At 35.5% G+C, this 25,009-nt stretch carries 24 protein-coding genes and 1 riboswitch; of the genes, 11 read left to right on the top strand and 13 right to left on the bottom strand.

Translation table 11 applies throughout. From position 1 onward, the window contains the following. Window positions 1-429 precede the first annotated feature (429 nt). Together MHH73_RS05380 and MHH73_RS05375 are read left to right on the top strand one after the other, a co-directional pair. Window positions 430-1,968 (top strand): AbgT family transporter, encoded by a 1,539-nt coding sequence (locus tag MHH73_RS05380; RefSeq protein WP_341065319.1) that lies wholly within the window; start codon window positions 430-432, stop codon window positions 1,966-1,968. Between the two features lie 48 nt (window positions 1,969-2,016). Continuing rightward, a complete protein-coding gene (locus tag MHH73_RS05375) occupies window positions 2,017-3,225 on the top strand; it encodes a M20 family metallopeptidase (protein WP_191815091.1) in 1,209 nt (402 codons plus the stop codon). A gap of 46 nt (window positions 3,226-3,271) precedes the next feature. Here the strand turns inward: MHH73_RS05375 and MHH73_RS05370 are convergent, their stop codons facing one another. Both MHH73_RS05370 and MHH73_RS05365 read right to left on the bottom strand, forming a co-directional pair. After that, a complete protein-coding gene (locus tag MHH73_RS05370) occupies window positions 3,272-3,661 on the bottom strand; it encodes a VOC family protein (RefSeq protein ID WP_191815093.1) in 390 nt (129 codons plus the stop codon). Between the two features lie 597 nt (window positions 3,662-4,258). Next, window positions 4,259-5,497 (bottom strand): MFS transporter, encoded by a 1,239-nt coding sequence (locus MHH73_RS05365; protein WP_341065312.1) that lies wholly within the window; start codon window positions 5,495-5,497, stop codon window positions 4,259-4,261. 605 nt (window positions 5,498-6,102) lie between these two features. Further along, window positions 6,103-6,147: riboswitch (PreQ1 riboswitch) on the top strand. A 52-nt stretch (window positions 6,148-6,199) separates the two neighbouring features. Here MHH73_RS05365 and queC point away from each other — a divergent pair. From queC to queE, 3 genes are read left to right on the top strand one after another with little or no spacing between them, the layout of a single operon-like run. After that, the gene (gene queC, locus MHH73_RS05360) at window positions 6,200-6,859 is read left to right on the top strand and encodes a 7-cyano-7-deazaguanine synthase QueC (RefSeq protein WP_341065309.1); all 660 of its coding nucleotides are present in this window, start codon (window positions 6,200-6,202) and stop codon (window positions 6,857-6,859) included. Continuing rightward, entirely contained in the window at window positions 6,856-7,332 is a 477-nt protein-coding gene (queD, locus tag MHH73_RS05355; RefSeq protein WP_191815100.1) for a 6-carboxytetrahydropterin synthase QueD, read from the top strand. Before queC ends, queD begins: the two co-directional genes overlap by 4 nt. Continuing rightward, window positions 7,325-8,041, top strand: coding sequence for a 7-carboxy-7-deazaguanine synthase QueE (queE, locus tag MHH73_RS05350; protein WP_191815102.1), 717 nt, complete (start codon window positions 7,325-7,327; stop codon window positions 8,039-8,041). Before queD ends, queE begins: the two co-directional genes overlap by 8 nt. 332 nt (window positions 8,042-8,373) lie before the next feature. Here the strand turns inward: queE and MHH73_RS05345 are convergent, their stop codons facing one another. Next, window positions 8,374-10,116, bottom strand: a complete 1,743-nt coding sequence (locus tag MHH73_RS05345) for a helix-turn-helix domain-containing protein (protein ID WP_191815104.1) — start codon at window positions 10,114-10,116, stop codon at window positions 8,374-8,376. 106 nt (window positions 10,117-10,222) lie between these two features. Here MHH73_RS05345 and MHH73_RS05340 point away from each other — a divergent pair, with 106 nt between their 5' ends. Next, window positions 10,223-10,834, top strand: a complete 612-nt coding sequence (locus MHH73_RS05340) for a DUF3298 and DUF4163 domain-containing protein (protein WP_191815106.1) — start codon at window positions 10,223-10,225, stop codon at window positions 10,832-10,834. A gap of 66 nt (window positions 10,835-10,900) precedes the next feature. Here the strand turns inward: MHH73_RS05340 and MHH73_RS05335 are convergent, their stop codons facing one another. After that, entirely contained in the window at window positions 10,901-11,686 is a 786-nt protein-coding gene (locus tag MHH73_RS05335; protein ID WP_191815108.1) for a sulfotransferase family 2 domain-containing protein, read from the bottom strand. Window positions 11,687-11,846: 160 nt separating this feature from the next. On the opposite strand from MHH73_RS05335, the gene cysC reads away from it, so the two are divergent. The 3 genes from cysC (at window position 11,847) to MHH73_RS05320 (ending at window position 14,820) form a co-directional block, all read left to right on the top strand. Next, window positions 11,847-12,443, top strand: a complete 597-nt coding sequence (gene cysC, locus MHH73_RS05330) for an adenylyl-sulfate kinase (protein WP_191815110.1) — start codon at window positions 11,847-11,849, stop codon at window positions 12,441-12,443. Between the two features lie 16 nt (window positions 12,444-12,459). Next, window positions 12,460-13,602: a sulfate adenylyltransferase gene (gene sat, locus MHH73_RS05325; RefSeq protein WP_191815112.1), complete on the top strand. Its 1,143-nt coding sequence runs from the start codon at window positions 12,460-12,462 to the stop codon at window positions 13,600-13,602. 351 nt (window positions 13,603-13,953) lie between these two features. Beyond that, window positions 13,954-14,820, top strand: coding sequence for a sulfite exporter TauE/SafE family protein (locus tag MHH73_RS05320; protein WP_191815114.1), 867 nt, complete (start codon window positions 13,954-13,956; stop codon window positions 14,818-14,820). Window positions 14,821-14,925: 105 nt separating this feature from the next. On the opposite strand, the gene MHH73_RS05315 is transcribed toward MHH73_RS05320, so the two are convergent. Next, window positions 14,926-15,687, bottom strand: coding sequence for a kanamycin nucleotidyltransferase C-terminal domain-containing protein (locus tag MHH73_RS05315; protein WP_191815116.1), 762 nt, complete (start codon window positions 15,685-15,687; stop codon window positions 14,926-14,928). A 668-nt stretch (window positions 15,688-16,355) separates the two neighbouring features. Between MHH73_RS05315 and erm the strand changes: the two genes are divergently transcribed. Next, entirely contained in the window at window positions 16,356-17,213 is an 858-nt protein-coding gene (gene erm, locus MHH73_RS05310; RefSeq protein ID WP_191815118.1) for a 23S ribosomal RNA methyltransferase Erm, read from the top strand. Between the two features lie 493 nt (window positions 17,214-17,706). On the opposite strand, the gene MHH73_RS05305 is transcribed toward erm, so the two are convergent. The 6 genes from MHH73_RS05305 to MHH73_RS05280 all read right to left on the bottom strand — a co-directional run bounded on the left by MHH73_RS05305 (window position 17,707) and on the right by MHH73_RS05280 (window position 22,150). After that, on the bottom strand, window positions 17,707-18,162 hold the full coding sequence (locus tag MHH73_RS05305) for an N-acetyltransferase (RefSeq protein WP_191815120.1): 456 nt from the start codon (window positions 18,160-18,162) through the stop codon (window positions 17,707-17,709). A 136-nt stretch (window positions 18,163-18,298) separates the two neighbouring features. Next, the gene (locus MHH73_RS05300; RefSeq protein WP_341065292.1) at window positions 18,299-18,754 is read right to left on the bottom strand and encodes a DinB family protein; all 456 of its coding nucleotides are present in this window, start codon (window positions 18,752-18,754) and stop codon (window positions 18,299-18,301) included. Window positions 18,755-18,782: 28 nt separating this feature from the next. After that, entirely contained in the window at window positions 18,783-19,478 is a 696-nt protein-coding gene (locus MHH73_RS05295) for a DsbA family oxidoreductase (RefSeq protein WP_341065285.1), read from the bottom strand. Window positions 19,479-19,496: 18 nt separating this feature from the next. Then, entirely contained in the window at window positions 19,497-20,075 is a 579-nt protein-coding gene (locus MHH73_RS05290; protein WP_341065283.1) for a TetR/AcrR family transcriptional regulator, read from the bottom strand. 163 nt (window positions 20,076-20,238) lie between these two features. Then, on the bottom strand, window positions 20,239-21,165 hold the full coding sequence (locus tag MHH73_RS05285) for an AEC family transporter (protein ID WP_191815128.1): 927 nt from the start codon (window positions 21,163-21,165) through the stop codon (window positions 20,239-20,241). Between the two features lie 88 nt (window positions 21,166-21,253). After that, entirely contained in the window at window positions 21,254-22,150 is an 897-nt protein-coding gene (locus tag MHH73_RS05280; RefSeq protein WP_341065282.1) for a LysR family transcriptional regulator, read from the bottom strand. 133 nt (window positions 22,151-22,283) lie between these two features. On the opposite strand from MHH73_RS05280, the gene MHH73_RS05275 reads away from it, so the two are divergent. Further along, window positions 22,284-22,937 (top strand): O-methyltransferase, encoded by a 654-nt coding sequence (locus MHH73_RS05275; RefSeq protein WP_191815539.1) that lies wholly within the window; start codon window positions 22,284-22,286, stop codon window positions 22,935-22,937. A gap of 64 nt (window positions 22,938-23,001) precedes the next feature. Here MHH73_RS05275 and coaA read toward each other — a convergent pair whose 3' ends face one another. Together coaA and MHH73_RS05265 are read right to left on the bottom strand one after the other, a co-directional pair. Continuing rightward, window positions 23,002-23,952, bottom strand: a complete 951-nt coding sequence (gene coaA, locus MHH73_RS05270; protein ID WP_191815132.1) for a type I pantothenate kinase — start codon at window positions 23,950-23,952, stop codon at window positions 23,002-23,004. 346 nt (window positions 23,953-24,298) lie between these two features. Further along, entirely contained in the window at window positions 24,299-25,009 is a 711-nt protein-coding gene (locus MHH73_RS05265; protein WP_341065280.1) for a hypothetical protein, read from the bottom strand.

The raw sequence follows: 25,009 nt of genomic DNA, 5'->3' as shown, positions 1-25,009 counted from the left end.
CACAATAGAACCTCAGGGATCCACAAGACGATTTCAACTAAAACATCCCAAATGGATTCTTTCTTCTTTTTACTTTTCTTTTTTTTGATAAACCCCATTATAAAACACTCTCCCATCATAAATCTTTACGAACCCACACAAGAAAAAGTTTCAACTTTTAACCATTTATTGTATTTTAGAACAAAAAGCCTTATTAATTTATCCTAGTCTTATATTTTTCATCACTTAAATTCATTAGTGAGTTAAAGTATTAGAAATTTTATATTTCCTTTGGTATATGTACGTTTGTCCATCTCATTCATTCATCAAAAAGATATATTTTTGTACATTCATCTAAAAAAATATATTTTTTTTAGAATTCATCACATAGTTTTTTTCTCGTAATACCCTTATAATTTTCAAAAAAGTGAATCAACAAGGAGGGTTTATATGAGCGCAATACCAAAACAGCAAGCACCTTTACCTGCTAAAAAGAAATTAACCGATCGTTTCCTCGATAGTATTGAACGGGCAGGAAACAAATTACCTGACCCTATTACACTATTTGTAATCATGTCAGGTATGATACTTATTTTATCTTTTTTACTTGCTAAGATTGGTGTTTCTGCTACTGATCCTAGTTCTGGAGAACCGATAGAAGTGATTAATCTCCTTAACCGAGCAGGGATTGAACAGATTCTCACCAATATGGTTAGCAATTTTACCTCCTTCGCACCACTCGGACTAGTACTTGTCACCATGCTTGGAGTAGGCGTTGCAGAAGCCACTGGTCTTATACAACTTGTCATGAAAAAATCAGTTTTAAGTGCACCTAAGAAGCTCATCCTTCCAGTCGTACTTTTTACAGCAATTGTCGGTGGAGTAGCCGCAGATGCAGCATTTATTGTATTCCCACCTATTGCTGCTCTTATCTTTATGAGTGTCGGAAGAAGCCCGCTAGTAGGTTTAATAGCTACGTATGCTGCAGTTGGTGGTGGCTTCTCAGCTAATATTCTACTAAATTCACTAGATGTATTATTAGCTGGTATTACAGAACAAGCTGCAAGGATGGTAGACCCTAATTATGTCGGCAATCCAACAATGAACTATTATTTCTTGATTGTATCAACCTTTCTACTCGTTGGACTAGCTACTTGGGTAACCGTTAAGTTTGTTGAACCGCGATTCAAAAAATACGATGGTAAAGTTGAAGCCATTGCCGAAATTTCAAACGACGAAAAACGGGGCTTAAAATGGGCCGGCATCACAATTTTTGCTTATATCGCTATTTTACTTATTGCTGTCATTCCTGAAAACGGATGGTTACGTGATGCAGAAACAGGCTCTTTCATTAATAGTCCATTTATGGCAGGCATTGTTCCTATTATGCTTTTCCTATTCTTACTACCAGCTATCGCTTTTGGAATAGGTGCAAAAACCATTAAATCTGATAAAGATGTCGCAGATAAAATGTTCAAATCTATTGCTGATTTAGCTCCTTTTATTGTACTGGCATTTGTCGCAGCGCAAATGATTGCTTTCTTTAATTGGAGTAATATTGGTCCTATTCTTGCTATTAAAGGCGCAGAACTCTTACAAGCAATGAATTTCACAGGTTTACCAATGCTAATTGGTTTTATTATCATCTGTGCTCTGATTAATTTACTTATTGCGAGTGCATCAGCCAAATGGGCACTTTTAGCAACGATTTTTGTACCAATGTTTATGTATTTAGGTTATAGTCCAGCCTTTACTCAAATGGCTTACCGTATTGGTGACTCGATAACGAATCCGATTACACCGATGCTTGCCTACTTTGCAATTTTATTATCTTTCGCTAGAAAGCATGATAAATCCATTGGAATCGGAACATTAATCTCTGCCTTACTACCTTACTCAATTTGTTTTGCCATCGGATGGATTATTTTGTTCTCTATTTGGTACCTTCTTGGATTACCAGTTGGACCTGGAGACTCAATTTTCCTATAATTATACTATTCAATCATTTAAATCTTTTTGAAAAGAGGCGTTCAAGTAATGGAAAAATTATTTGCTTTGTTAAAAGAGTACGAAGAAGAAATGATTTCTATCCGCCGATTTCTTCATGAATATCCCGAAATCTCGTATCAAGAAGTGAAAACACCTGCTTATATAGCTGATTATCATGAAAAGCTCGGTCATGACGTTCGTACCGGTGTTGGCGGCAGGGGTGTTGTCGCTACTCTTCGTGGTGGAAAACCCGGTAAAACAGTTGCGCTTCGAGCTGATTTCGACGCATTAGCCATTCAAGAAGAAAATGACCTTCCATATAAATCAAAAATCGATGGTGCGATGCATGCTTGTGGTCATGACGGACATACAGCAACTTTACTCGTTTTAGCTAAAGCACTTAATAAAATCCAGGAAGATATTGAAGGAACAATCGTTTTTATTCACCAATTCGCTGAAGAAATTGCCCCTGGTGGTGCTATTTCTATGATTGAAGATGGTTGCTTAGATGGGGTTGACGCCATATTTGGCACACATCTTTGGTCAACTTTCCCTCTAGGCACGATACAAGTCAAACCAGGACCTATTATGGCAGCAGCTGACCAATTCGACATTCTCATCCAAGGGCAAGGTGGCCATGGGTCTGAACCTCATTTAACAAAAGATGCAGTGATGGTTGGCTCCCAATTTGTCGCAAGTGCACAGCAAATTGTTTCTCGCCGAGCGAACCCTCTTCATCCAGCTGTCGTCTCAGTTGGTCATTTTGAGGCATTAAACCCTTTTAATGTCATTGCTGATACAGCTAAACTAATCGGTACTGTAAGAACCTTTGATGATGATACACGTGATTTAATAGAAAAAGAGCTTGATAACTATTTAAGTTCAACATGCCAGCTATTTGGGGCCACCTATGATTTCCAATACAAACGGGGCTACCCCGCTGTTGTTAACCATGCAGAAGAGGCAGCATTTATTGCAAATATCTCTAAGGAGATTGAAGAAGTAACAGAAGTAGTAGAATGTGATCCGCTTATGGGTGGAGAAGATTTCGCTTATTATCTCCAACATGTAAAAGGAGCTTTCTTCTTTACAGGGGCACAGGATCCTAATTGGCAAATGACCTACCCCCACCATCACCCACGATTTAATATTGATGAGCGCTCCCTTCTTATCGCAGCTAAAACTCTAGGAACAGCTGCTTTGAAATTTCTTGAAGGAGCAACAACAGCAACAATTGCAGATTCATTGACAAAATAAAAAGATGAACCCAGTCCGCTTCTTTTTTGCGAACTGGGTTTATTTTTTACATATTACATAGCATTAATACATTTTCATCAGGGTCAGCAATGAGGAAATAAGCCAATTCACCTACCCATTCCATTTCTTTTACTATTTTTATATCGTTCGAGATGACAAATTGATAAGCCTTATCAATATCATTCGTATACAAATTAAACATAGCATGAGAAGCTGGTTTAAAAACAAAGCTAGGATCTTTTGTATGATCATCAAGGCTCAATCCTGTTTCGCCTGTGACAGGAAGATTAAAAACGGGAGATTGAATTTTTTCCTCATCAATCGTCAATCCCATTAGAGTTGCATACCATGTGGCTGAGTACTTTAAGTTTGAGACATGAATAAAAACATTATTTATCTTACTATCAATCTTTAAACTGATTAGAAACACCTCCATCTTAGTTCGAGCTAAACAATCATTTCTTATATTGAGAAATAATCTACCGATAGCTCAACAAATATAATCAGCACACCAAACGAAAAATGAACCTTCTGATTGTTCAAGCCTGTTCTTTCTAATAAAAAAATGACCCCACCTGTTAAGAAGATATAGAGTAAACGATTGAAAAAGGAGCCATTACCTATGAATAGTTGAAAGAGTTTAGACGTTAGCCCCATAGTCAATAGGATTAAAGGTATTCTAAGTTTCTACCTCATTCCCTTACACCTTCTTTCAAAAAACAATCTTAAAGCCATTTCCTTCTCTTTTTAGTCGACTTTACCCTTTACTTCTCTTCTCTCCTTAAAAACTCCTTCCTTTTATTCATACAACACCTCAGAATAGATTTGACCTTTTTATCCCCTTCTGCTTTTTTAAATCGTAAAGATTGTTGCTTTTATGTAGAAATACTTTGGTACCAACAGGAAATTGTTAAAATGACAAATGAAATAAGCAAGTAAAAAAAGAAGCCTTATGGTTTTAAATTATAGAAATTTTTAAACACGGTACTTTAAGGTAGTATTTGCATTATTTATAGATCTATCGCGGCAGCTTTTAGATTTCAGCGTCTTCTATTCGAGCTTTTCGCATTGATGAAAGACTAAACCATAATCCGCATAAAATGAAGCCAGCTATCGAAATCCATAAAGCTGTTTTGAAACCTAGTCCGTCAGCGAGGGTACCTCCTAGTGGAGCGCCGATAACGACTGCACTACGGTTGATGGATCGTAGTGTGGCATTCATTCGGCCTTGGAAATGGGATGGTGTGACATATTGTCGATATCCCATTTCAAGAGGACCTTCGATTCCCATAGCAAAGCCATAAAAGAGCTGGCCTATAATCACAAAAATGAGAGCTATGTACTGCGAATCGGAGTTGTTAGCTGCTGGAGCTAGAGCCATCAAGATTACTGCTGGGCCATAGAGAATTCGAGAAAAAGCCATTGCACGCCCGACACCAAAGCGCACCCCGGCTCGAGAAGATAGTGAGGTTCCTGCGACAGCACCAACACCTGCAGCGGCGAGGACATACCCAAGGAGTAAGGCATCGAAGCCAAGTTCAATTAAAAAAATGGATACTAGGATCGTCATCGTCATGCTATGAAAGAGAAACCAGGCGTGCGTGTTTAAAGCGAGGGGACGAAGGTATTGGTGTTGATAGACCCATCGCAAACCTTCCTTGATTTGCTGACCAAGTGATCCAGTCTTCACTTTTTTTGAGGGCTGGTGTTTAATCGATGCCATTAATACACCCGAAAACAAATACGATAAGGCATCAAAAAGAAGGGCAAATGGTGCACCAATCAATGAGACAAGTCCGCCCCCAATGGCTGGACCGCTCATTTCAGCAACCGCTGAGCTTTGTTCCAACCGTGCATTTGCACGTGTTAATAAAGGACGAGGGACTAATTGTGGCACAAAGGACTGGTGGGCAGAATCATTAAAAAGAGACAAAGTACCAAAGAGCACCAGCAGGAACATAAGTAAGCCAATACTGATTACTCCTGTAATAGACGTAAAGCAAATGAAGGTAAGAATCATGCCGCGTCCTATATCTGTTACCACCAATAAAGTCTTTCGGTGAAAACGATCAACCATAACCCCCGCTATTAATCCCAATAGTACATACGGAAGCCATCTAGATGCTGAAACCCAGCCAACATCAACAGCACTGCCTTCCATATTACCAACCACTAATACCTGAAGAGCCAGCGTTGTAATATATGTGCCAAAGCTTGAAGTTGTCGATGCAATCCAAAAACGAACAAAGCTTTTGTGCTCCCTTAACTTCATCGGGACTTCACCTCTTTTGCCAAATTATCCATCTTATAAATATAGTAATCTATTCTCGACTTTCAAAAAAGTGTAAACATAGAGTTTTATATGGGACGGACCTTGGGGAAATGATGGGTTGCTCTTTTTTCTTATGGAACAAAAAGTAGGTTATTGATGTTCAACATGAAATAATTGAAGGTAATCAAGAAACAGGTCCTTTTTTATAATAAAGAAATACTTATTAAAGATATTAATACGGTTATAGAAAAAAGCCTTGTTTCAACCTATTTATGATTCATTTAGGTGAAAGTCAAGTAAGTTATTACTATATAAGATCCCCATTTTAATAGAAATAGGGATCTTAGCTTTACGAGTTATACATTATCACATTACTTTGTAGCCGTTTTTAACGGTATAAACGGGGGCTTTAACAGAATAACACATACAATCACTCCATAAAGAAATGATTGTTTTTTTATACCTTACAATAGGAAATTTCCAGTATTACTAAGTGAATTTTTGCTGGACAACAACAATCTATGCGAAAAAGAGCCTAAAAAGACGAATACTGCTCATTATTTATGTTATAATGACTAGCGACAACTTAAGTCAAATTCCGCTTAGCGGTAGAGGTTCTAGCTAAACCCTCTCAAAAAAACTAAGGAAAAACAGCGCCATTTTCTTAGTGGTGCTGTTTTTCTGTTTAAAAGGAGATTAATTATGAAGAAGAATGAAAAAGCCATTGTCGTATTTAGTGGCGGACAAGACAGTACTACTTGTTTATTCTGGGCTTTGGAACATTTCACTGAAGTAGTCGCTGTAACGTTTGATTATAATCAAAGGCATGCCATTGAGATTGAATGTGCTAAGGCAATTACAGATGATTTACAAATTGAACATCATATTTTAGATATGACACTGCTCAATCAATTAGCGCCTAATGCGTTGACCCGATCAAATATTGCTGTCAAGAACGGTGAAGATGGGGCATTACCTTCAACCTTCGTACCAGGTAGAAATTTATTATTTCTCTCATTCGCTGGCATTCTCGCTTACCAAATAGGGGCAAGGCATATCATTACAGGTGTATGCGAAACAGATTTTAGTGGCTATCCGGATTGTCGTGATCAATTTATTAAATCATTAAATGTCACATTAAACTTGTCTATGGAAAGACCATTTGTCATACATACACCCCTAATGTGGCTAAACAAAGCGGAAACATGGGCGATGGCTGATGATTTTGGCAAACTTGATTATGTTAGAAATAAAACACTAACTTGTTACAATGGCGTCATCGCAGATGGTTGTGGCGAATGTCCTGCATGTGAGCTTCGAATGCAAGGCTTAAATCATTATTTGCAGGAGAAAATGTCATGAAGGATTTATATGGCTTTCGTATTGTTGAGGAACTCCAGAAAATAAATAAGGATATTCAAAAAGACCAATTAAAATTTCATCACAAAAGAGTACTCGTTAGTAAATCCTTTACATTTGATGCGGCCCATCACCTTCACGCATATGAAGGGAAATGTAAAAATCTACATGGCCATACCTATGAAGTAATATTCGGTATTAGTGGCTATACTGATGAACGTGGCATCGTAGTTGATTTCGCAAATATCAAGCAACTTTGGAAAGAAGAAATCGAAATATACCTCGATCACAAGTATATTAATGAAACCCTACCACCGATGAATACAACAGCTGAAAACATCGTAGTATGGGTTTATGAAAAAATGAAAGAAGCACTAGTAGACAGTCCACAACAACTTAGAGTGGAATATGTCAAACTCTATGAAACTCCTACAAGCTTTGCTGAAGTAAGAAGGGAGTGGATGGAAGATGAGTAAAATACCTGTAATGGAAATCTTCGGACCAACCATTCAAGGAGAGGGCATTGTTATTGGTCAGAAAACGATGTTCGTTCGGACTGCAGGATGTGATTACGCTTGTACTTGGTGCGACTCTTCATTTACTTGGGATGGTTCTAGTAAACATTTAATTAAACAAATGACAGCGACAGAAATTTGGCATGAGCTCAAAAACATCGGTGGAGATCACTTTGATTTTGTGACTATTTCTGGAGGCAATCCTGCATTACTAAAAAACTTAGGCGAATTAGTGACGCTTCTTAAAAACAATAAGGTGCAAACAGCTTTGGAAACACAAGGAAGCAAGTGGCAAGATTGGTTTAAAGATATCGATTTTCTGACATTATCCCCGAAACCACCAAGCTCACAAATGAAAACCGATTTTAATAAACTAGATGACATTATTGCTAAACTTGAAGAAAAGCAACCTAATATAAAAGTTGTTGTCTTTAATGAAGAAGATCTAGCTTATGCAAAAAAAGTTCACTTACGCTACCCTAAACTTTCCTTCTGTTTACAAGTTGGCAACGATGACAGCATTACTGACAATAACGATGTGCTAAGAAGTAACCTACTAGCTAAATATGAATGGTTATTAGAGAAAACAATGCATGATAGTGAATTTAAAAGTATAAGAGTTCTCCCCCAATTACACACATATATATGGGGTAACAAACGCGGCGTTTAACGATTGGTTATTCTCTCATATGAATTAATGAGGTGATACCAATAGTCAAACAAATCGCCACTCATATTTCCCAAGCAGGGCCATCAGGGCCTTGACCTCTTGGGCTATAGGACCTCATTAATGATATAAATGAGACATATAATTTCTTCACCTAAAATCAAACACGAATGGATTCTATTTAAAGGTAGCATGACATTGCATACCTAATATAGAATGACATTCGTGTTTATTTTTCATCTTATTCCCACCATCACTCTTCTACAGCAAATTTTCATCTTCTTGTCATTGTTAACGTAAATCTTCGCTTTTAGAGCATTCCATTCATTTTTATCCTACGAGTGCTTTAGTTGATAAAGATCGAGTGCTATTTTCACATTCATACAATCCTCCATTGAATCAAGGTTAATATTAAGCTTCTCTTCAATTTGCTGAATTCGGTAATAAACCGTATTAGGGTGTAAATGCATCTCTTCTGCTGTTTTCACTGCGTTTTTGTCCGTTTGTAAGTATGTTGTAAGTGTTTTAAGCAAATCATTTTTATTTGCTTGTAATATCCCTTCTAAGAATATCTTGATAAAAGCAGTAGCATCATCATCTGATACATCGTTTAAGTATCTTCTATACCCTATTTCTCTAAATCCTATGACTTTACTGGTCTTTTTTGCTTGCTCAAGCAAAAAATCAGGCATGATTTGTACATCTTTAAAAGAAATATCGGCTTGTCTTAATGAACCGACAGATCGGCCTATATATATTAAATTCGGATGATAATATTGTTGAAGTCTCTCTGACCTCGTTTTTAATTCTTCTTCCCTATTCAATAGAGAATCTTTAGAAGCGAGCATCACATAAATCATATCCCTACCAGGAAAACAAATAGTTAGAAAGCGATCTTGAAATACGCTCTTCACCTGATTTTCTATTGAACTAAAGCTTTCTAATGCTTCATCATTCCTCAACCGTTCCATCCCAATAAAGACACATTTGTCTTCGATACTAACGCCATATCTCTTCAAAGCTCTCTGTACTTCTAAAGTAAAGTTATTTTTCAATATATCTTTTAATAATTCTTCTTTTTCCATGAGTTGATGCTTCATTTGTTCTTGCTGTTTCATTTGTTCAATGGCCATAATAGACGCTGCATGCTTAAAAGCCAATTCACCAATTAAATTTAACTCCTTCTTTTGTTCAGTTACCACCAAAAAACCAATTGTCCCGAAAGAAGACATCACCCCAATAGCTTGACCTACCCATTCATCTTTTTTATAGACATCAAGCAATCTTGGAATACTTAATTTCTTGGCATTTTTCTTTAACCATTCTTTTATATAGAAATGATGATCTTCAGAAGGAGGGTAAGATGTTTTCAAGCGGTAAAGTGAATCAAAATAAAGAATCGATCCGCTGAACTTTTCCGCTAGCTTTTTGACTAAAGAAAATGTACCGTCACCTTTTAAAGCCACATGATTCAATTCATTATGTAAAGACAAAATCGTTTCTAGTTCTTTTGTTTGTTTTTCTTTTTCTTGAAAAGCTCTAGCATTTACTATAGAAATCGCAATTTGGTGACCGATGGCTTCTAAGAACGCTAAGTCTTCATCGCTAAAAAAACCGTTGTTTTTAAAATTGTCAATCGTTAAAACGCCGATTTTTTTATTTTGATGAATCAAAGGCACAGACATACAACTTACAGGAATAGCTGCATGTACCGTTGACTCTAAATAATAATGCAATGTTTGATTACGCATATTGCCCATTGCCTCTTTAATCTTCTCTGCCGTATGAATCATTTTGCTACAACCATCTTCAAAAACAGAGCCACTAATCCCTTCCCCTGCTAAAAGCTTATTTTGTAAATACATCTCCTCTTTAAAGTTGTAAGCTCCTTCTATCTCTAAATATTCCTTCTCTTCATTCCATAGAAGAAAGAAGCCTGCATCAGCCTTATCTATTGATTCAATAACGGCTTCTATAATTTCTTGTACTAATTTTGTTAAACTTGTATTCGATGTAATATTTCTTGATACATTGATAAATGTATTTAATCTTTGTTTTATTTTTTCATTTTCATACACAGTTATCATCCTAAATAGTTGTCATCATTTTATTATATATAAAACTTGTCATGGCCACATAACGATTAGTTCCCCATCATATGTTAGTTTCTAGGAGGTGTATGTGATGAATACATTTAAATTACCAGTTGGTATTCAACCGATTCATATAAAACATGATCGTGTAGATATATTTCAACCGCAAGTAACTTCCTACACACCACCAGCTGCCAAACAAAAAATGAATCGAGCCATTTCAGATAGCTTAAATAAATTAATGAAAGATCAAGGTTATGGACATCCTCAAACTGAATTAACTGGTGGTTTTGACTTAAAAAACAATCAACAAGGTGTATTAAGTTTAACTCTTACCGTTTATTCTTACTCAGGAGGTGCACATGGCCTTACTTTTACACGCGGGTTAACATTTAACAGTTTAACTGGCAAGCAATATATACTTGGAGATCTCTTTAAAAAGAATAGCAATTACAAAGAAAGGATTAACATCCTTATAAAACAACAGTTGCAGGAAAGAGGTTTAACCAACGATCTTCTTGTACCCTATTCAGGAATCACAGATGCACAATCCTTTTATATTGCTGACCTCACATTGGTCATTATCTTTGATGTGTATAGCTTACTTCCATATGTTTATGGGACGATTTATTTCCCATTATCCCTTTATTCCTTGCAAGATATTATTAATGATGAGGGTCCATTCGGTAAAATGTTTTCTTAAATACAAAGGAATCCTCAGATGCACTTTCTCCATAACTGAGGGTTTCTTCATTTGATAGCAAAAAAATCAATATTCCCCTAGATTATATCGGTAAAGGTGTATATCAACAGCAAAAATTTCCTCTACTAACGCCTTCGTTTCTTCATTATATAAACTATTGACTGTAGGTAAATCCTGCAAATCCCCCTCCTCATCATCGGCAAAATTGATCACTCTGTTTGCATAATCACCCTCTAGCCTCATTCTTGATGAAAAATGATGAGAGGATTTTGCAATCTCATTTATTGGTGAAGCTTTTAGTCCTGCAAGCCTTTCTAACTTTATTAATTCTTGTTGTAAATTCTCTAATTTCACGTAACAAATAGGTGCCTGTTCTTCCCCAATTGTATATTGAGGCGCAATATGTTTATCTAATTCATATATGCTTTCGCCGAATGATTTCAATTTTAAGAGATAGTCTTTAAAAGACATACCTTCCGTAACGGTACTTCCTAATTGTGTGATAAGCCACTCCCCGCTCAATGTATGATAAAAGGAACTAACCGCTCTTCTATAAGGGTTTCTCACGACTTTCACAATCGTTTTTTCACCATTTATTAATTCCTCTTTTAATTCACCCACGTACCCTGTACGCTTCCGAAGGACAAAGTCACGATAGTTATGCGCCATTTCAACATTCAACTGAGACACATCCCCAGCCACGCCAATATGATACATAAACCACTTATTCACAATGGTGCACCCGTTTTTCGGCACCCATAAGAGAATGTATGGAAAATTGCTAGAAAATAGCGGGATATAATAAGGCATCATCAAGTTTTTCACTACTATTTCAGACATTCTTTTTGTCACGGTTCTTCGAACTCCTTTCTCCTACTATATAGAATATGAGAAAGCAAAAAAGCGGTTACGAATTTTGTTATTAACAGGCACATGACCTGTACAAGCTTACCTGAAAATACATATGCATAATAACAAATGAGACAAATATTAGATTGGGGGTTATTTTTAAATGGAGAGTAGAAAACACATCACTTGGTCTCAATCACAAGTCTCAAAAGAAAATCGGCAAAAATTGCACAATCATAAAAGTTGTATGGTGTGGTTAACTGGTTTATCAGGTTCTGGTAAATCAACGATAGCAAACATTGTACAAACTAAATTATACGAATTAAATATGAGTACTTATCTATTAGATGGTGATAACTTACGGCACGGTATCAATAAAAACTTAGGATTTAGTAATGAAGATAGAAAAGAAAATATTCGCCGCACAGCTGAAATAGGCAAATTATTCGTAGATGCAGGCATTGTTGTTTTGGCAGCACTGATTTCACCGTTCGAAGAAGATCGAAAGCTAGCCCGCTTTCTTTTTAACGAAGATGAGTTTATTGAAATATATGTGGAATGTTCTTTAGAAGAATGTGAGTTGCGAGATCCAAAAGGGCTTTACAAGAAAGCCCGTTTAGGAGAAATTAAAAATTTCACAGGCATTGATCAAATATATGAACCTCCCCAGTCTCCAGAACTCGTTATTTCGACTATCTCAAAATCACCTGAAGAATGTGCAAATGAACTCGTAAACTATTTAATTGAGCGACTGAAGTGAAGGAGGAATAATGGACATGACAAACTCTATTCCGCATGGTGGAAAATTAATTAATAGAAAAAATCTTAATGCAGACACGAGTCATATTACTAAGCAGATCATACTTGATCGTACCTCTTTATCTGACCTTGAACTAATTAGTAATGGTGCTTATAGCCCTTTAGAAGGTTTTCTAACTTCAGCTGACTACTATTCAGTTCTTCATGAAACGAGACTGACCAATAATCTTATCTGGAGCATTCCAATTACTTTACCTCTATCAAAAAAAGAAGCTGATTTGCTAAAAATCAATGACAAAGCGAATTTAATCTATGATGGTTGTGTTTATGGATATATTGAAATTAGCGATATCTTTCTGCCAGATAAACAAAAAGAAGCTAGTATGATTTATCAAACAAACGACCGCAATCACCCAGGAGTCCACAAGCTTTTTAATCGTGGTGAAGTGTATATCGGCGGTCCCGTCACATTAACAAAAGAAATCCAAAAACCAGCTTTTCTTGAAGGGTTACAATTAGATCCAGCAGAAGTAAGAAAATATATTGCTACCCAAGGGTGGGAGACGGTTGTTGGATTTCAAACAAGAAACCCTGTTCATCGCGCACATGAATATATTCAAAAACTAGCATTAGAATTAGTTGATGGCTTACTACTTCATCCCCTAGTTGGTGAAACAAAAAAAGATGATATTCCAGCAGAAACAAGAATGAAAAGCTATCAAGTTTTATTAGCAAATTATTATCCGCAAGAAAGAGTTTTATTGTCATCTTACCCACAGGCGATGAGATACGCTGGCCCAAGAGAAGCACTTCATCATGCAATTGCACGTAAAAATTATGGATGTACACATTTTATTGTTGGCAGAGACCATGCTGGTGTTGGTGATTATTATGGCACATATGATGCCCAGAAGTTATTTTTAACCTTTCCTAAGGAAGAACTAGGCATTACTATATTACCTTTTGAACACACCTTTTATTGCATTAAATGTGATGGCATGGCCTCACATAAAACATGTCCACATGATTCTTCTTTACACCTTCATCTTTCTGGAACAAAGGTTAGGGAAATGTTAAAACAAGGAGCCATTCTACCGAAACAGTTTAGTAGACCAGAGGTTATTGAAATATTAATGGATGATATGAGAAGGAATGAATAAAATTCGTTAGGTACTCGTAAGAAACTTATACCATTTCTAAAACCTCCAAATACATTCATTATGCCAACCGCTCCTGCTCCTTTTACTATAGAAATCAGCCTGGAATCAGCTCGAAAATGATTTTTAAATGCTACGTTTACTTGCTGATTTTAAACAATAAATACCATCACACTTCATAGTACCCATCTCACAATATGAGCCAAGCATAGATGATGCCAGTAATAAGAGCCATCTTCAGGAAAAACCATACCTTTTTTAACTATTTAATTTGAGAAACACCACTCACTTTCTATGCACCCTTGTACAAAAAATTCATATGTTAAATTAGATTACTTTTAAAGGGGAAGGACTATGAGGAAACTAATTATTTTTGCCTTTATTGGATTTTTTGCACAGTTAATTGATGGCTCCCTTGGCATGGCATATGGCGTAACTTCATCAACGCTTTTACTCACTTTTGGTATTGCTCCTGCTGTCGCCTCAGCGTCTGTCCATTTAGCTGAAGTTGTAACGACTGCTGCCTCAGGGGCATCACACATAAAGTTTGGCAATGTTGACAAACAAGCGGTTTTTCGTTTAATTATTCCAGGGTCAATCGGTGCATTTATAGGGGCTTGCTTCTTAAGTCAACTACCTGGAGATGTGGTTAAACCTTATATTGCTGGATTTCTCCTACTTTTAGGTTTATTTGTTTTTTTTCGGTTTCTTTTCCAATACGAAGTGAAAAGACAAAATCAAACTTTACATTTATCGCGCAAACAAGCCATTCCACTCGGACTCATTGCCGGCTTTGCAGATGCAACAGGTGGTGGTGGCTGGGGACCAATTGCCACACCTGTTTTACTTTCTAAAAAAGGGATATCTGCTAGAAAAGTCATTGGCACAGTAGATACTAGTGAATTCGCCATTGCGCTATCTGCTAGCATTGGTTTCTTCATTGCTTTAGGCTGGGAAGAACTGAATTGGACTTGGGTCATTGCTTTAATGATCGGTGGCATTATTGCTGCTCCAATTGCAGCATGGTTAGTTAAAGTACTGCCACCTTATCTATTAGGCGTACTCGTTGGTGGTTTTATTGTCCTTACTAACGCCAGGACCATCTTATTAACCTTCCAAACGCCTGATATTTGGATTTATCTAATCTACGTCGTTATTTTCGTACTTTGGATTAGTGGTATCATTTTTGTCATCAGGAAGAATAAAAAAAATAAGAACTAATCCCTTTATTTAGATACTAATAATATCTGATTAATCCAATGGCTATTGTATAGATATTTAATAATGACAAAAAAAGTCATCTTCTCTCGTTTTGGAAGATGACTTTTAAAATGGAAAAGAATGTGAGCGATAATTAATTCCAAGTTCATTGAACCACTGATTGATTCCAGTCCAAAGATGCTCACAAGCTTTATATATATTTTCACTATTATCCCAATCTCTTTGAAGAATAAGTTTCACTAACTGTTCATAGCCATGAGGTTTTGTCGCAATTCCTAATGATTCTTCAAGCATCCTTGTTTTTGATCGAAAATAATAACGATTAGCTAAACCAATTAACTTAGCACTTTGTTCACAAAACTCCACTGCATTCAACAACAATGAGGTTTCTTCCTGAATGAGCCTTAAGTTTCTTATTTTAGCCATCTTCACGTACAACTCTTCAATCATACACTCTTTCATTACATCTTTTATCTCGTAGCTAGATATTTGCAGGGGGATGCTTTTCATTTTTGAGAAAAACATAATCGGATCATAGATAGGCATCGTATGTATGAAACGTGCAACGTTTAAGGACCAATCTGCATTTATTTCTTTTGCAGAAGTTATGTATTGCTGTTTTTGCAGTGCCTCAATGGTCACCTTAAACGGCGGATAAATAAACTGAAAATCATCGATTCGTTGTCCATCAAAAACAATCACTTGAAAATTTATATCGGAATAAGGACCATCCTCATCAAGGGCAAATGAGCCATAGACACCGATAGCCATGATTTTCTCATCATATACTTTTAATAAACGTTCCTTCACAATATCGATGAATCTGTCTTTTTCGATTCGAGATGTTGGTTGTGGAAGTAAAAACATGATATCACTGCTTTCGTTGACTGAAGATTTCCTTTAGAAAATGATAATAGGATAGGTATTCACAATATAGGATGATATTAACCGGTATACTTCTCCCTCTATTATCGGTTAAATTTGAAAATAAGTCATCATTTTTGCAGAAAACTTACTTTGTCAGTTTGGCTTTTTTTACTCTATGGCTCTGTTAAGAAATATATTGATAGTTAAAGGAAAAATACAACTTCCAAAAAACTTTGCACGGCAAAAAATTTCTAAATATTTTGATTTATTTCGATGAACGAGTTATAATAAAGAATGTATCATTAAATTGTTATTAGGAGGATTATTTAAAATGGGTCATTCATATGTCAGACTTCGTATCTCAACTTTGAACTCATAAATTTAATACGTTCAAAGGCTCTGTTTTGTGTATACAGAGTAAACGGGATTAGTCTGCCCTTTTTAAATAATCTTCATTTCCTACAAAAAATATGTAAGGTGAAGAAAGGCTGAGTTATGCTTTTCTTTTTTTACGTATGATTACCTTTCTTTTTTTAGCAAAAAGTAGGTTTATTTGGTTGCGACTATCTAGGATTTACCCTTATCTTATGAAGATAGGCTTTCTTCCCTCTACTCTGAATCACAGTCAGATCCCTTTGATTTATTAATTTTCGAAGGGAAGAGATAGTATGACGAAGAAGAGTAAGAAGACCCATAAATACTGTGAAAAAAAATTAAAAAGTATGAAGTTCCCCAATTTTTCTGGGCAGCATCTGATGAGTAATAAGAAATTACTAAATGAAATTATTGAACGAGCAAATATAAATAGTAGTGATATAGTTTTAGAATTAGGAGCTGGGAAAGGAGCTTTAACCACATTATTAGCGAAAAGTGCAGGAAAGGTCCTTGCAGTAGAATATGATATGAAGTTTGTCGAAATTCTAAAGAAAAAAACGGCACAGAATATTAACACGAAAATTATCCATAAGGACATTATGAAGGTTTTTTTACCCGATGAGCATTTTATCGTTGTCTCGAATATACCCTACTCCATTACAACTCCAATCATGAAGATGCTTTTAAATAATCCATCAAGTGGATTTCAAAAAGGGATCATTGTAATGGAGAAAGGGGCTGCAAAACGCTTTACCTCAAAGTCAGTCAAAGATTCTTATGTGTTAGCTTGGAGAATGTGGTTTGATATACACTATATCAAAGACATCTCAAGAAATAATTTCTCTCCCCCACCCAAAGTAGATTCTGCAATGGTTCTAATAACTCGAAGGAAAGAACCCATTGTCCAGAAAAAATATTATTTAGCTTTCCTTGGACTGGCACAATATGCTCTAAAGCAATCTAATGCCCCTTTAGATATTGCTTTGCGAGGAATATTTACACTCCCACAGTTAAAACATATAAAAAAAAGCTTAGGTATTTCAAATGGAACACCCATTGGTTCTTTAACAAATACGCAATGGGGGATTGTGTTCAATACGATGATTAATTATGTTCAAAGACCTTTATGGCCAAAAGTTAAAAAGAAGTAACTGGCTGAGGAAGAAACGAGGTATCTCTCTAATTCAAAGAAATGATTGAAAATTGAAATGTAATTATTGTATACCTATGTCAATAATTAGGCCCTTAAACCTGATGTTCTTCGTTTTAGTTATTTTGTACTCTAAGGAATGTCTAACTTTTGTAGACATTCCTTAGATCAATCTAATAATTTTTCCCCTTCTAAAACAAACCCGCACCCGTTAACTTAAGTACAATGTTTCACAATGTGCTCATGTAATGTTTAAATTAAAGAGTTCCTTATGAGTCGCTTAGTACAATTAATTATGAATTTTTTTAGCAGATTGGTTTTTATTGAGGGATGGCTTTAGCTCAGCAATTAAGATTGCGATCATAATTCATACCGCACCCGTAACGGGTTTCAATAGAAAATTGTGCATTCCGCACATCCTATTATGTGTAAACCCGACTAGCAGTCCAAAAAAACTACTACAGTAGCTAGTGACTGCAGCATTTACATTAAATTTAAGCGATAAAACGAATCATGGCAATCTCGTCACAAGCATCATTTTTAGGGCATGACATACAATCTACCCAAACTTTCTCTGGTAGTGAATGACGAGACACTACAGTAAAATCACATTTAGCAAAGAATTCTTGCTCATAGGTTAATGAGATAAGCCTTTGTATCCCTAGTTTCACAGCTTCTTCTGCCACTTTATTGACCAGCAAGCGCCCGATTCCATTTCCAGCATATTGATCATCTACAACAAGGGAGCGAATTTCAGCTAGGTCTTCTCCCAATACATGTAAACCTGCAACACCGACAATCTTTCCCTCTTCTTTCATTACATATAAACATTGTAAATGTTGATAGAGTGATAAATATGACCTAGGTAGTACAATGCCCTTATCAGCGTACACTTTGATTAATTGATGAATTTGTTTCACATCCGTGCTAACTGCATTAAAAATTTCCATTGCTGTTGAACCCCTTTTAAACGTAATATAATAAAAATACAACAAAACGGATTTTTATTCAATATTATTATGAGAAAAAAGGGAAAATTCAAATTAAAAGTACAGATAGCGAATAAAGCTATCTGCAACTCGTATATTATTTTTCAACCATGCGCTTCATTGCATGAATTTGTCCTAGATGATTTGCTTCATGATAAGCAGACAACATTGCTAGTTGGCCTACTGTCTTTTGCCCTAATATTGCTTCAGGTAATTCTTGCGCAAACACATCATTGGGAATCTTATTTATTCGAACGATTTGATCTTGAAGTTGATCAATTAACAAATCTGCAGCCGGAACTTCCCCTGTCCAATCACTTGGCTTTGAGCCGTAACCAAATAACTTCATATATTTATCAGAAAGATGGTCTGTGTTATTTGGATAATTCAATATGAATTGCTCAGTCACTGTTAGGACATGTCCAATATGCCAATGGATCGTATTATTGAAGCCTACAGGTTGAACATCTAATAAATCTTGCGGGATGTTTTTTACTTCTCTTAATAGATTGTTTCTTGTTAATTCTAGTTGATACTTGATTGCTTCACTCATTTGTAAAACACTCCTTAAATTAAAATTTTTAACAGCTGCCATCTGTGCAAGCATCGCCTTGTTTCACTACATTCAATGGTTGGCTTTGCTTTTCCTCTTCGATTACTTTTGTTAATACTTCAGAAAAAACATTTGAAGATTGCGCACCAGAAACGGCATATTTACGATTAAAAACAAAGAATGGAACACCTTGTACACCTAAATGCACGCCCTCTTGCATATCTTGCTCTACTTCTTTTTTATATTGATTAGAAGCTAGAACAGATGTAACCTCTTCTTTATCTAATCCTACAGTTGCTGCAATATCAATTAATGATTCTATTTCCCCTACATGTTTTCCTTCGACAAAATAACTTTTAAGTAATTGTTCTTTCATTTCGCTCATTTTACCTTTTTCTTTTGCTAGGTGGATTAAGCGATGAGCATCTAAAGTATTTGTCATTTTAGCATCGTTTAAATGATAATCTAAGCCTACTTCATTTGCTTGAGCCGTAACTTGTTTTTGCATTTGTTCAACTTGCTCAATAGACTGGCCGTATTTCTTTGCCAGCATTTGATTCATCGTTTCTGTTGTATTTTGTGGAGCATTTGGATCCAATTGAAAGCTTTTATATACCACTTCTACCTCATCTTTTTGTTCGAAGCCAACAAGTGCATGTTCAAACTTTCTTTTGCCAATATAACAAAAAGGGCAAGCAATGTCTGACCAAATTTCTACTTTCATTCTATTCCCTACTTTCTATTAACTTTTTAAGATTTGTTTTGTTACTGTTAATGCATCCATAACACGATCACTATTTGTTTTCGCACTGCTCATTACATTTATGCCTTGAATCATCACCATAAAAAAACGTGCCAACAACAAGCTGTCTGTTTGCGAAGTAATGGATTGATCTGCCTTTCCTCTTTCAATAGCACGAATAAATACTTCTTCTATCTCTTGAAATTGCTCATTAATAAGCTGACAAAACGCTTGATCATGCGGCCCCATTTCAATTGCTTCATTACTTGTCATGCATCCACATGGTAAACCGTCCTCAGCATCCACTATTTTTAATAAGAAAGATTCAATCGCCTCATAACCGTTATGTCCGCTTTGTAATATGTCTTGAAGTAGTTTGAGCTGATTTTCATGATACATACGGAAAGCGGCTATAAATAGATCATATTTATTGCCGTATACTTGATAAATACTACTTTTACTTAAACCGGTGACTTCTTGTAAATCCGAGAGAGAAGTTGCATGATATCCCTTTTTCCAAAATAAGATCATGACATCTTTTAATTTTAATTGCGGATTAAAATTTAATGGACGAGCCAAATGTTCTCCCTCCTTCATTTGTAGTATATCGATTGTGAACCGATTAGTCCACAATTATAGTTACGGTGTTTAGTAGAGGCAGGTTTGTATAAAAAACCCACAGTGATAAAATTAAACATTGTTGGAAGGTTTTTAAAACAAGTAACCTGATTTTAAATTCGAACTATGTATAAATAACAAATGACAAATAAATGACTAAAGATACAGTTAGGCTGCTTAATAATGTAGAATACAGTACAATTTGAGCAGTCAACTGTGGTTCCACGTTATATTCAAGAGCAATTGTAGCGGTATTTCTTGAAGTAGGAAAAGCACTGGCAATAAATAAAGATTGTGCTAAAACCCCTTCAATTCCAAGAAGCGTAATTATAAGGAATGAAAGAGCTGGCCCTAATAATAAACGTCCAATTAAGCTCCATGTAATCACGCGATGAAACATTTTTAATTGTATTTGTGATAATTGCGCACCTAACAATAATAAAGCTAAGCCAATAAAACCAGCTGCCAATTGTTCTAAAGGAATCTCTATAAAAGTGGGAAGAGGAATGTTGAATAATAAGAAGAGATATCCTAATAAAAGGGCATGGATTACAGGCAGTTTTACGAGCGACAATATGAGAGAACCTATCGATCGACTAGTTGAAAGAAGGTTATACATACCGTATGTAAAGGTTAAAATATTTTGCACAACAATGATAATAATTTGTACGGATACACCTAATGGATTAACAGTAAAGACAAGTTGACTCACAGGCAATCCATAATTATTCGAATTCATTAAGGAAATACTATTTTTTAAAGTAGCTGCCTCTCCCTTATTTAAAGATAAACACTTCGCCATTACTTGCCCGATAATCATTAAGGCCACCGTAAAAATTAACAAATAGCTCAGCAGTTGGCCTAATAAACTCACATCAAAAGATGAGTGGTAAATATGCAAAAAGATAGCTGCTGGCATAAAACAATTGGTTACTAAAGTAGATAGTTGCTTCAATTGGAAAGAAAACTTCCTTTGTAAAAAAGCACCTAATGCCAATAAAAGAAGAATAGGAAAAATAATTTGCATGAATATCTCAATAAAAAATGTCATATAGAAAAACACCTTTCCATATATAAACCTTCTTTTCTTAGCTTAAGCAACAACAAGCCATAAGTAAATTCAATATTTATTATGTTTTTCAATAATTTTTTCTAATGTTTTGTTTACACTTCTCAATAAATTGTTTCACAAGGATGGATTGTTCTTCGTTTTTACGTGTACAAATGGCAATTCTATGCTTTACAGAAACGCCTTCTACGTTAACTCTTGCTAGTTGCCCATTCTTAATATGGTCTTTGACAACGAGTGAGGAAATAAAATTTGCCCCATATCCAGAAATGACCGTAGAGATTGTTTCACTTAGTCCATCGAATTGAAGAGCAACCTTCGGCGGATTTAGTTGATTAGCATAACAAAGCGAGAACAAATGCTCACGCATGGAACTCCCTTCTTCTCGCATAATGAATGGCTCTTTGACCATTTCTTCAAGTTTAATCGTTTGATTGGCTAAGCGATGATTTGCTCCTACAACAAACCATAGCTCATCTTCTAATAATTCGTACCAATCAACATTATCCGGCCGCTCACCAATTCCACCATATATAGCAATATCAGCTTTATAATGTTGAAGTTGATCAAAAGCATCTTTCGTATTACTTGTAGAAATAACCAAATTGACCTTTTCATGTTCACGCTTAAAACTGGCTGTTAATTTAGGTAATAATAAATTTGCAGGTAAGTAGGTCGTAGCAATCCTTATCGTGCCTTCCTCACCATTTCGATAATCATCTATAAATGCTTCAATTTGCTTTTCCAATGAAAACAAGTGCTCTGCTTTACCAGCTAAAGCTGTACCAAATTCAGTTAGAACGGCTTTCCTTCCATTTTGTTGAAATAATGGCACACCAATTTCATGTTCGAATTTTTTAATTTGGCTAGAAACAGCAGGTTGGCTAATATTTAATTGCTCAGCCGCTTTAGTGAAACTGCCAATTTTGGCAACTTGATAAAATAGTCTTAACCCATGTGTATTCATTCAATCACCCTAATTATAATTATTATTTATAAATCTATAAAAATAATATATTTTTTTTATTATAAATCATAACATATACTTAAAATAAAGAAACATACATTTTTTAGAAGGGGAGATAGTAGTGGAGGATAAAATGGTATGGTCTGATGTGGATGATTACTTAATCGACAAATTGATTACAATTGATAATGAGCTCGAAGATATACTACGGACAAATGAGGAGGCAGACTTACCTGCCATTGATGTATCACCGACTCAAGGAAAGCTTCTTTACTTAATTACAAAGTTACGTTCTCCTAAAAATATTTTAGAAATTGGCACACTTGGAGGCTATAGTAGTCTTTGGTTTGCAAAAGCACTTCATAAAGGGGCTAAAATTTATACATTAGAAGCTAATTCAGAGTATGCCAATGTTGCTCGTAAAAACATTGAACAAACGCCATTTACAGATCAAATTGAGATCATTGAAGGCAAAGCGTTAGAAACATTACCTATCCTTGCGAAAAGAGATGTACAATTTGATTTAATATTTATTGATGCTGATAAAGAGAATAATCCTGCATACTTAAATTGGGCTTTGAAATTAGCCAATAAGGGAGCAGTCATTATTGCTGACAATATCGTTAGAAATGGGGAAATCATTGAAGAACATAGTACGGATACCCGCATTCAAGGTGTACGCTCCTTCTTCGACATGCTTGAGAATCATCCCCGAATAGAATCTACAGCTATACAAACAGTTGGTCAAAAAGGTTACGACGGATTTGTATTAGCTATTGTTAAATAGAGAAAAAAACTGAGTGATGATCACTCAGTTTTTTTTAATAGTACAACTCTTGGTCGCGATTCCTTTATAGCTTTCTAACCTTTACTTCTGTCACACGATGACCTTCGCCTTTTTCGATAATTAAATCAGCGCGGTTCTTCGTAGGTAATATATTCTTCTTTAAATTTGTATGATTCGTTTCCTTCCAAATACGGTCAGCAATTGCTAAAGCTTCCCCTTCACTCATTTTGGCAAACTTATTAAAATAAGATTTCGGATTTTTAAAAGCGGTGCTCCTAAGTAGTTGGAATCTTTCTTTGTACCATTTCTCTACATTCGCTTCTTCGGCGTCGATATAAATAGAGAAGTCAAAGAAGTCTGAGACAAAGGGCTTATCTTTACCCCTCACATTTTTAGGTGGTTGTAAGACATTGATCCCTTCTACAATGACAATATCAGGCTCCGTAAGCGTTTGCATCTGATCACGAACAATATTATACGTTAAATGTGAATAGACAGGTGCCTGCACAACGGATTGACCCGATTTTAATTCAGAAAGAAATTTGAAGAGCTTGCTAATATTATAACTTTCTGGGAAGCCTTTTTTCTTCATAAGCCCCTTTGATTCTAATATTTCATTTGGGTAGAGAAATCCGTCCGTCGTTACTAGATCTACCTTAGGCCGTTCAGGCCACTCCGAAATCAAATATTGAATCATTCTAGCCGTTGTACTTTTACCTACTGCTACACTTCCTGCAATACCAATAATATAAGGAACCTTCTTCGTTTCCATCTGTAAAAAATGATTGCTATCTTTATGCATGTTTTTTGCATTTAAATAATACAAATTCAAAAGCTGCGATATAGGCTGATATACTTCTGTTACTTCTGACAATGATAATCGGTCATTTACCCCTTGTAATGACTGCAAATCCAAATCCTCTAAAGGAATGGTCGATCTCCTACTCAATGCTGACCATTCACTTCGATTAAAAGTTAAATAGGGTGAGTAATCCTTTGTTAATTGTTTATTCAACTTTTTGTCCTCACTTACCTTAACATTTTCAATTCTTGAGTTTATTTTAACATATCATACAGTTTTTTCAGCTTTTTTATTTTTCCAAATGGCAAAAATCGATTTTTTCAGGTGATTAGCTTTTTTCCGTACCACAATGCCCGCATGGAACATATTACATTGTTATTACTTTCCCCATTCTTTCACTGCGCATCCCAATTACCATAACTATTCTTGATCTTCTTCTTGTCTGATTTGTCTCCTCTCCCCTTTCTTATCTAGCCCTGCTTCCTCATTGTTGTTCGGTGTTCACTGTATCGCCTAGAACAAAAAAGCACTGCAACAATGCAGTACCTTTTTAGTTAATTTATTCTTTAGACCTAATCCCTACTAAATGGCCCCCTCTTTCCAATGGACCGTTTCGCATAATCAAGTAAGATAAAGCCATGCCGCATAAACCAATGAACCCTAATATATTAATGAATGATAATAAATGATTAACAAATAAATCAATTATTTTACCCATTCCTTCATTTGTAAACCAAACAACAAATAAGCCACCAATCATCGTTAAACCAATTAATATTCTAATTGTACCTAAATAAAACCATAAGCTATTGACTAATAAAAAGACACCAAACAAAAACACACACAGTACAACATCAACCCACCAATAAAGAACTGGATTATCACTTTGAAATAATAATCCAACATGTTGCAGATGAACTGGATTCAGATTATTCTCTGAAAAATATAAATTTAACTGATAAATCACATTAAGAAAAGCTGTATTGATACAGATAAATAAAACGGTATTAATAATTGTACTTAAAAGATACTGCCGTCTCGTTCCTCCTAGAGAAAGAACACACTTATATGTTTTATTATAGAGTAAAAACGGATAAATTAAGAAAAATCCATATATAGGACCAAAAATCGATCCAGTGAAATCACCAAATAAATGTCCACTAATAGAAAATAGAATGACCACGCCCAGAGTAATAGAGAGAATAACAATTGTCTGTTTCTTCAAATCCTCGAACATTAATTTAAACGGCCCATTAAATGTAGAAAACAT

The sequence above is a fragment of the Cytobacillus sp. FSL K6-0265 genome (assembly GCF_038003465.1).
Taxonomy (GTDB): domain Bacteria; phylum Bacillota; class Bacilli; order Bacillales; family Cytobacillaceae; genus Cytobacillus; species Cytobacillus stercorigallinarum.
The sequence above is the reverse complement of the archived record's forward strand: the minus strand, read 5'-3'. Positions and strand labels throughout refer to the sequence as shown.

What these genes read in the sequence shown, in the direction of transcription:
- MHH73_RS05380 (WP_341065319.1), top strand. Translation starts at nt 430, where the DNA reads ATGAGCGCAATACCAAAACAGCAAGCACCTTTACCTGCTAAAAAGAAA.
- MHH73_RS05375 (WP_191815091.1), top strand. Translation starts at nt 2,017, where the DNA reads ATGGAAAAATTATTTGCTTTGTTAAAAGAGTACGAAGAAGAAATGATT.
- MHH73_RS05370 (WP_191815093.1), bottom strand. Translation starts at nt 3,661, where the DNA reads ATGGAGGTGTTTCTAATCAGTTTAAAGATTGATAGTAAGATAAATAAT.
- MHH73_RS05365 (WP_341065312.1), bottom strand. Translation starts at nt 5,497, where the DNA reads ATGAAGTTAAGGGAGCACAAAAGCTTTGTTCGTTTTTGGATTGCATCG.
- queC (WP_341065309.1), top strand. Translation starts at nt 6,200, where the DNA reads ATGAAGAAGAATGAAAAAGCCATTGTCGTATTTAGTGGCGGACAAGAC.
- queD (WP_191815100.1), top strand. Translation starts at nt 6,856, where the DNA reads ATGAAGGATTTATATGGCTTTCGTATTGTTGAGGAACTCCAGAAAATA.
- queE (WP_191815102.1), top strand. Translation starts at nt 7,325, where the DNA reads ATGAGTAAAATACCTGTAATGGAAATCTTCGGACCAACCATTCAAGGA.
- MHH73_RS05340 (WP_191815106.1), top strand. Translation starts at nt 10,223, where the DNA reads ATGAATACATTTAAATTACCAGTTGGTATTCAACCGATTCATATAAAA.
- cysC (WP_191815110.1), top strand. Translation starts at nt 11,847, where the DNA reads ATGGAGAGTAGAAAACACATCACTTGGTCTCAATCACAAGTCTCAAAA.
- sat (WP_191815112.1), top strand. Translation starts at nt 12,460, where the DNA reads ATGACAAACTCTATTCCGCATGGTGGAAAATTAATTAATAGAAAAAAT.
- MHH73_RS05320 (WP_191815114.1), top strand. Translation starts at nt 13,954, where the DNA reads ATGAGGAAACTAATTATTTTTGCCTTTATTGGATTTTTTGCACAGTTA.
- MHH73_RS05315 (WP_191815116.1), bottom strand. Translation starts at nt 15,687, where the DNA reads ATGTTTTTACTTCCACAACCAACATCTCGAATCGAAAAAGACAGATTC.
- erm (WP_191815118.1), top strand. Translation starts at nt 16,356, where the DNA reads ATGACGAAGAAGAGTAAGAAGACCCATAAATACTGTGAAAAAAAATTA.
- MHH73_RS05305 (WP_191815120.1), bottom strand. Translation starts at nt 18,162, where the DNA reads ATGGAAATTTTTAATGCAGTTAGCACGGATGTGAAACAAATTCATCAA.
- MHH73_RS05300 (WP_341065292.1), bottom strand. Translation starts at nt 18,754, where the DNA reads ATGAGTGAAGCAATCAAGTATCAACTAGAATTAACAAGAAACAATCTA.
- MHH73_RS05295 (WP_341065285.1), bottom strand. Translation starts at nt 19,478, where the DNA reads ATGAAAGTAGAAATTTGGTCAGACATTGCTTGCCCTTTTTGTTATATT.
- MHH73_RS05285 (WP_191815128.1), bottom strand. Translation starts at nt 21,165, where the DNA reads ATGACATTTTTTATTGAGATATTCATGCAAATTATTTTTCCTATTCTT.
- MHH73_RS05280 (WP_341065282.1), bottom strand. Translation starts at nt 22,150, where the DNA reads ATGAATACACATGGGTTAAGACTATTTTATCAAGTTGCCAAAATTGGC.
- MHH73_RS05275 (WP_191815539.1), top strand. Translation starts at nt 22,284, where the DNA reads ATGGTATGGTCTGATGTGGATGATTACTTAATCGACAAATTGATTACA.
- MHH73_RS05265 (WP_341065280.1), bottom strand. Translation starts at nt 25,009, where the DNA reads ATGTTTTCTACATTTAATGGGCCGTTTAAATTAATGTTCGAGGATTTG.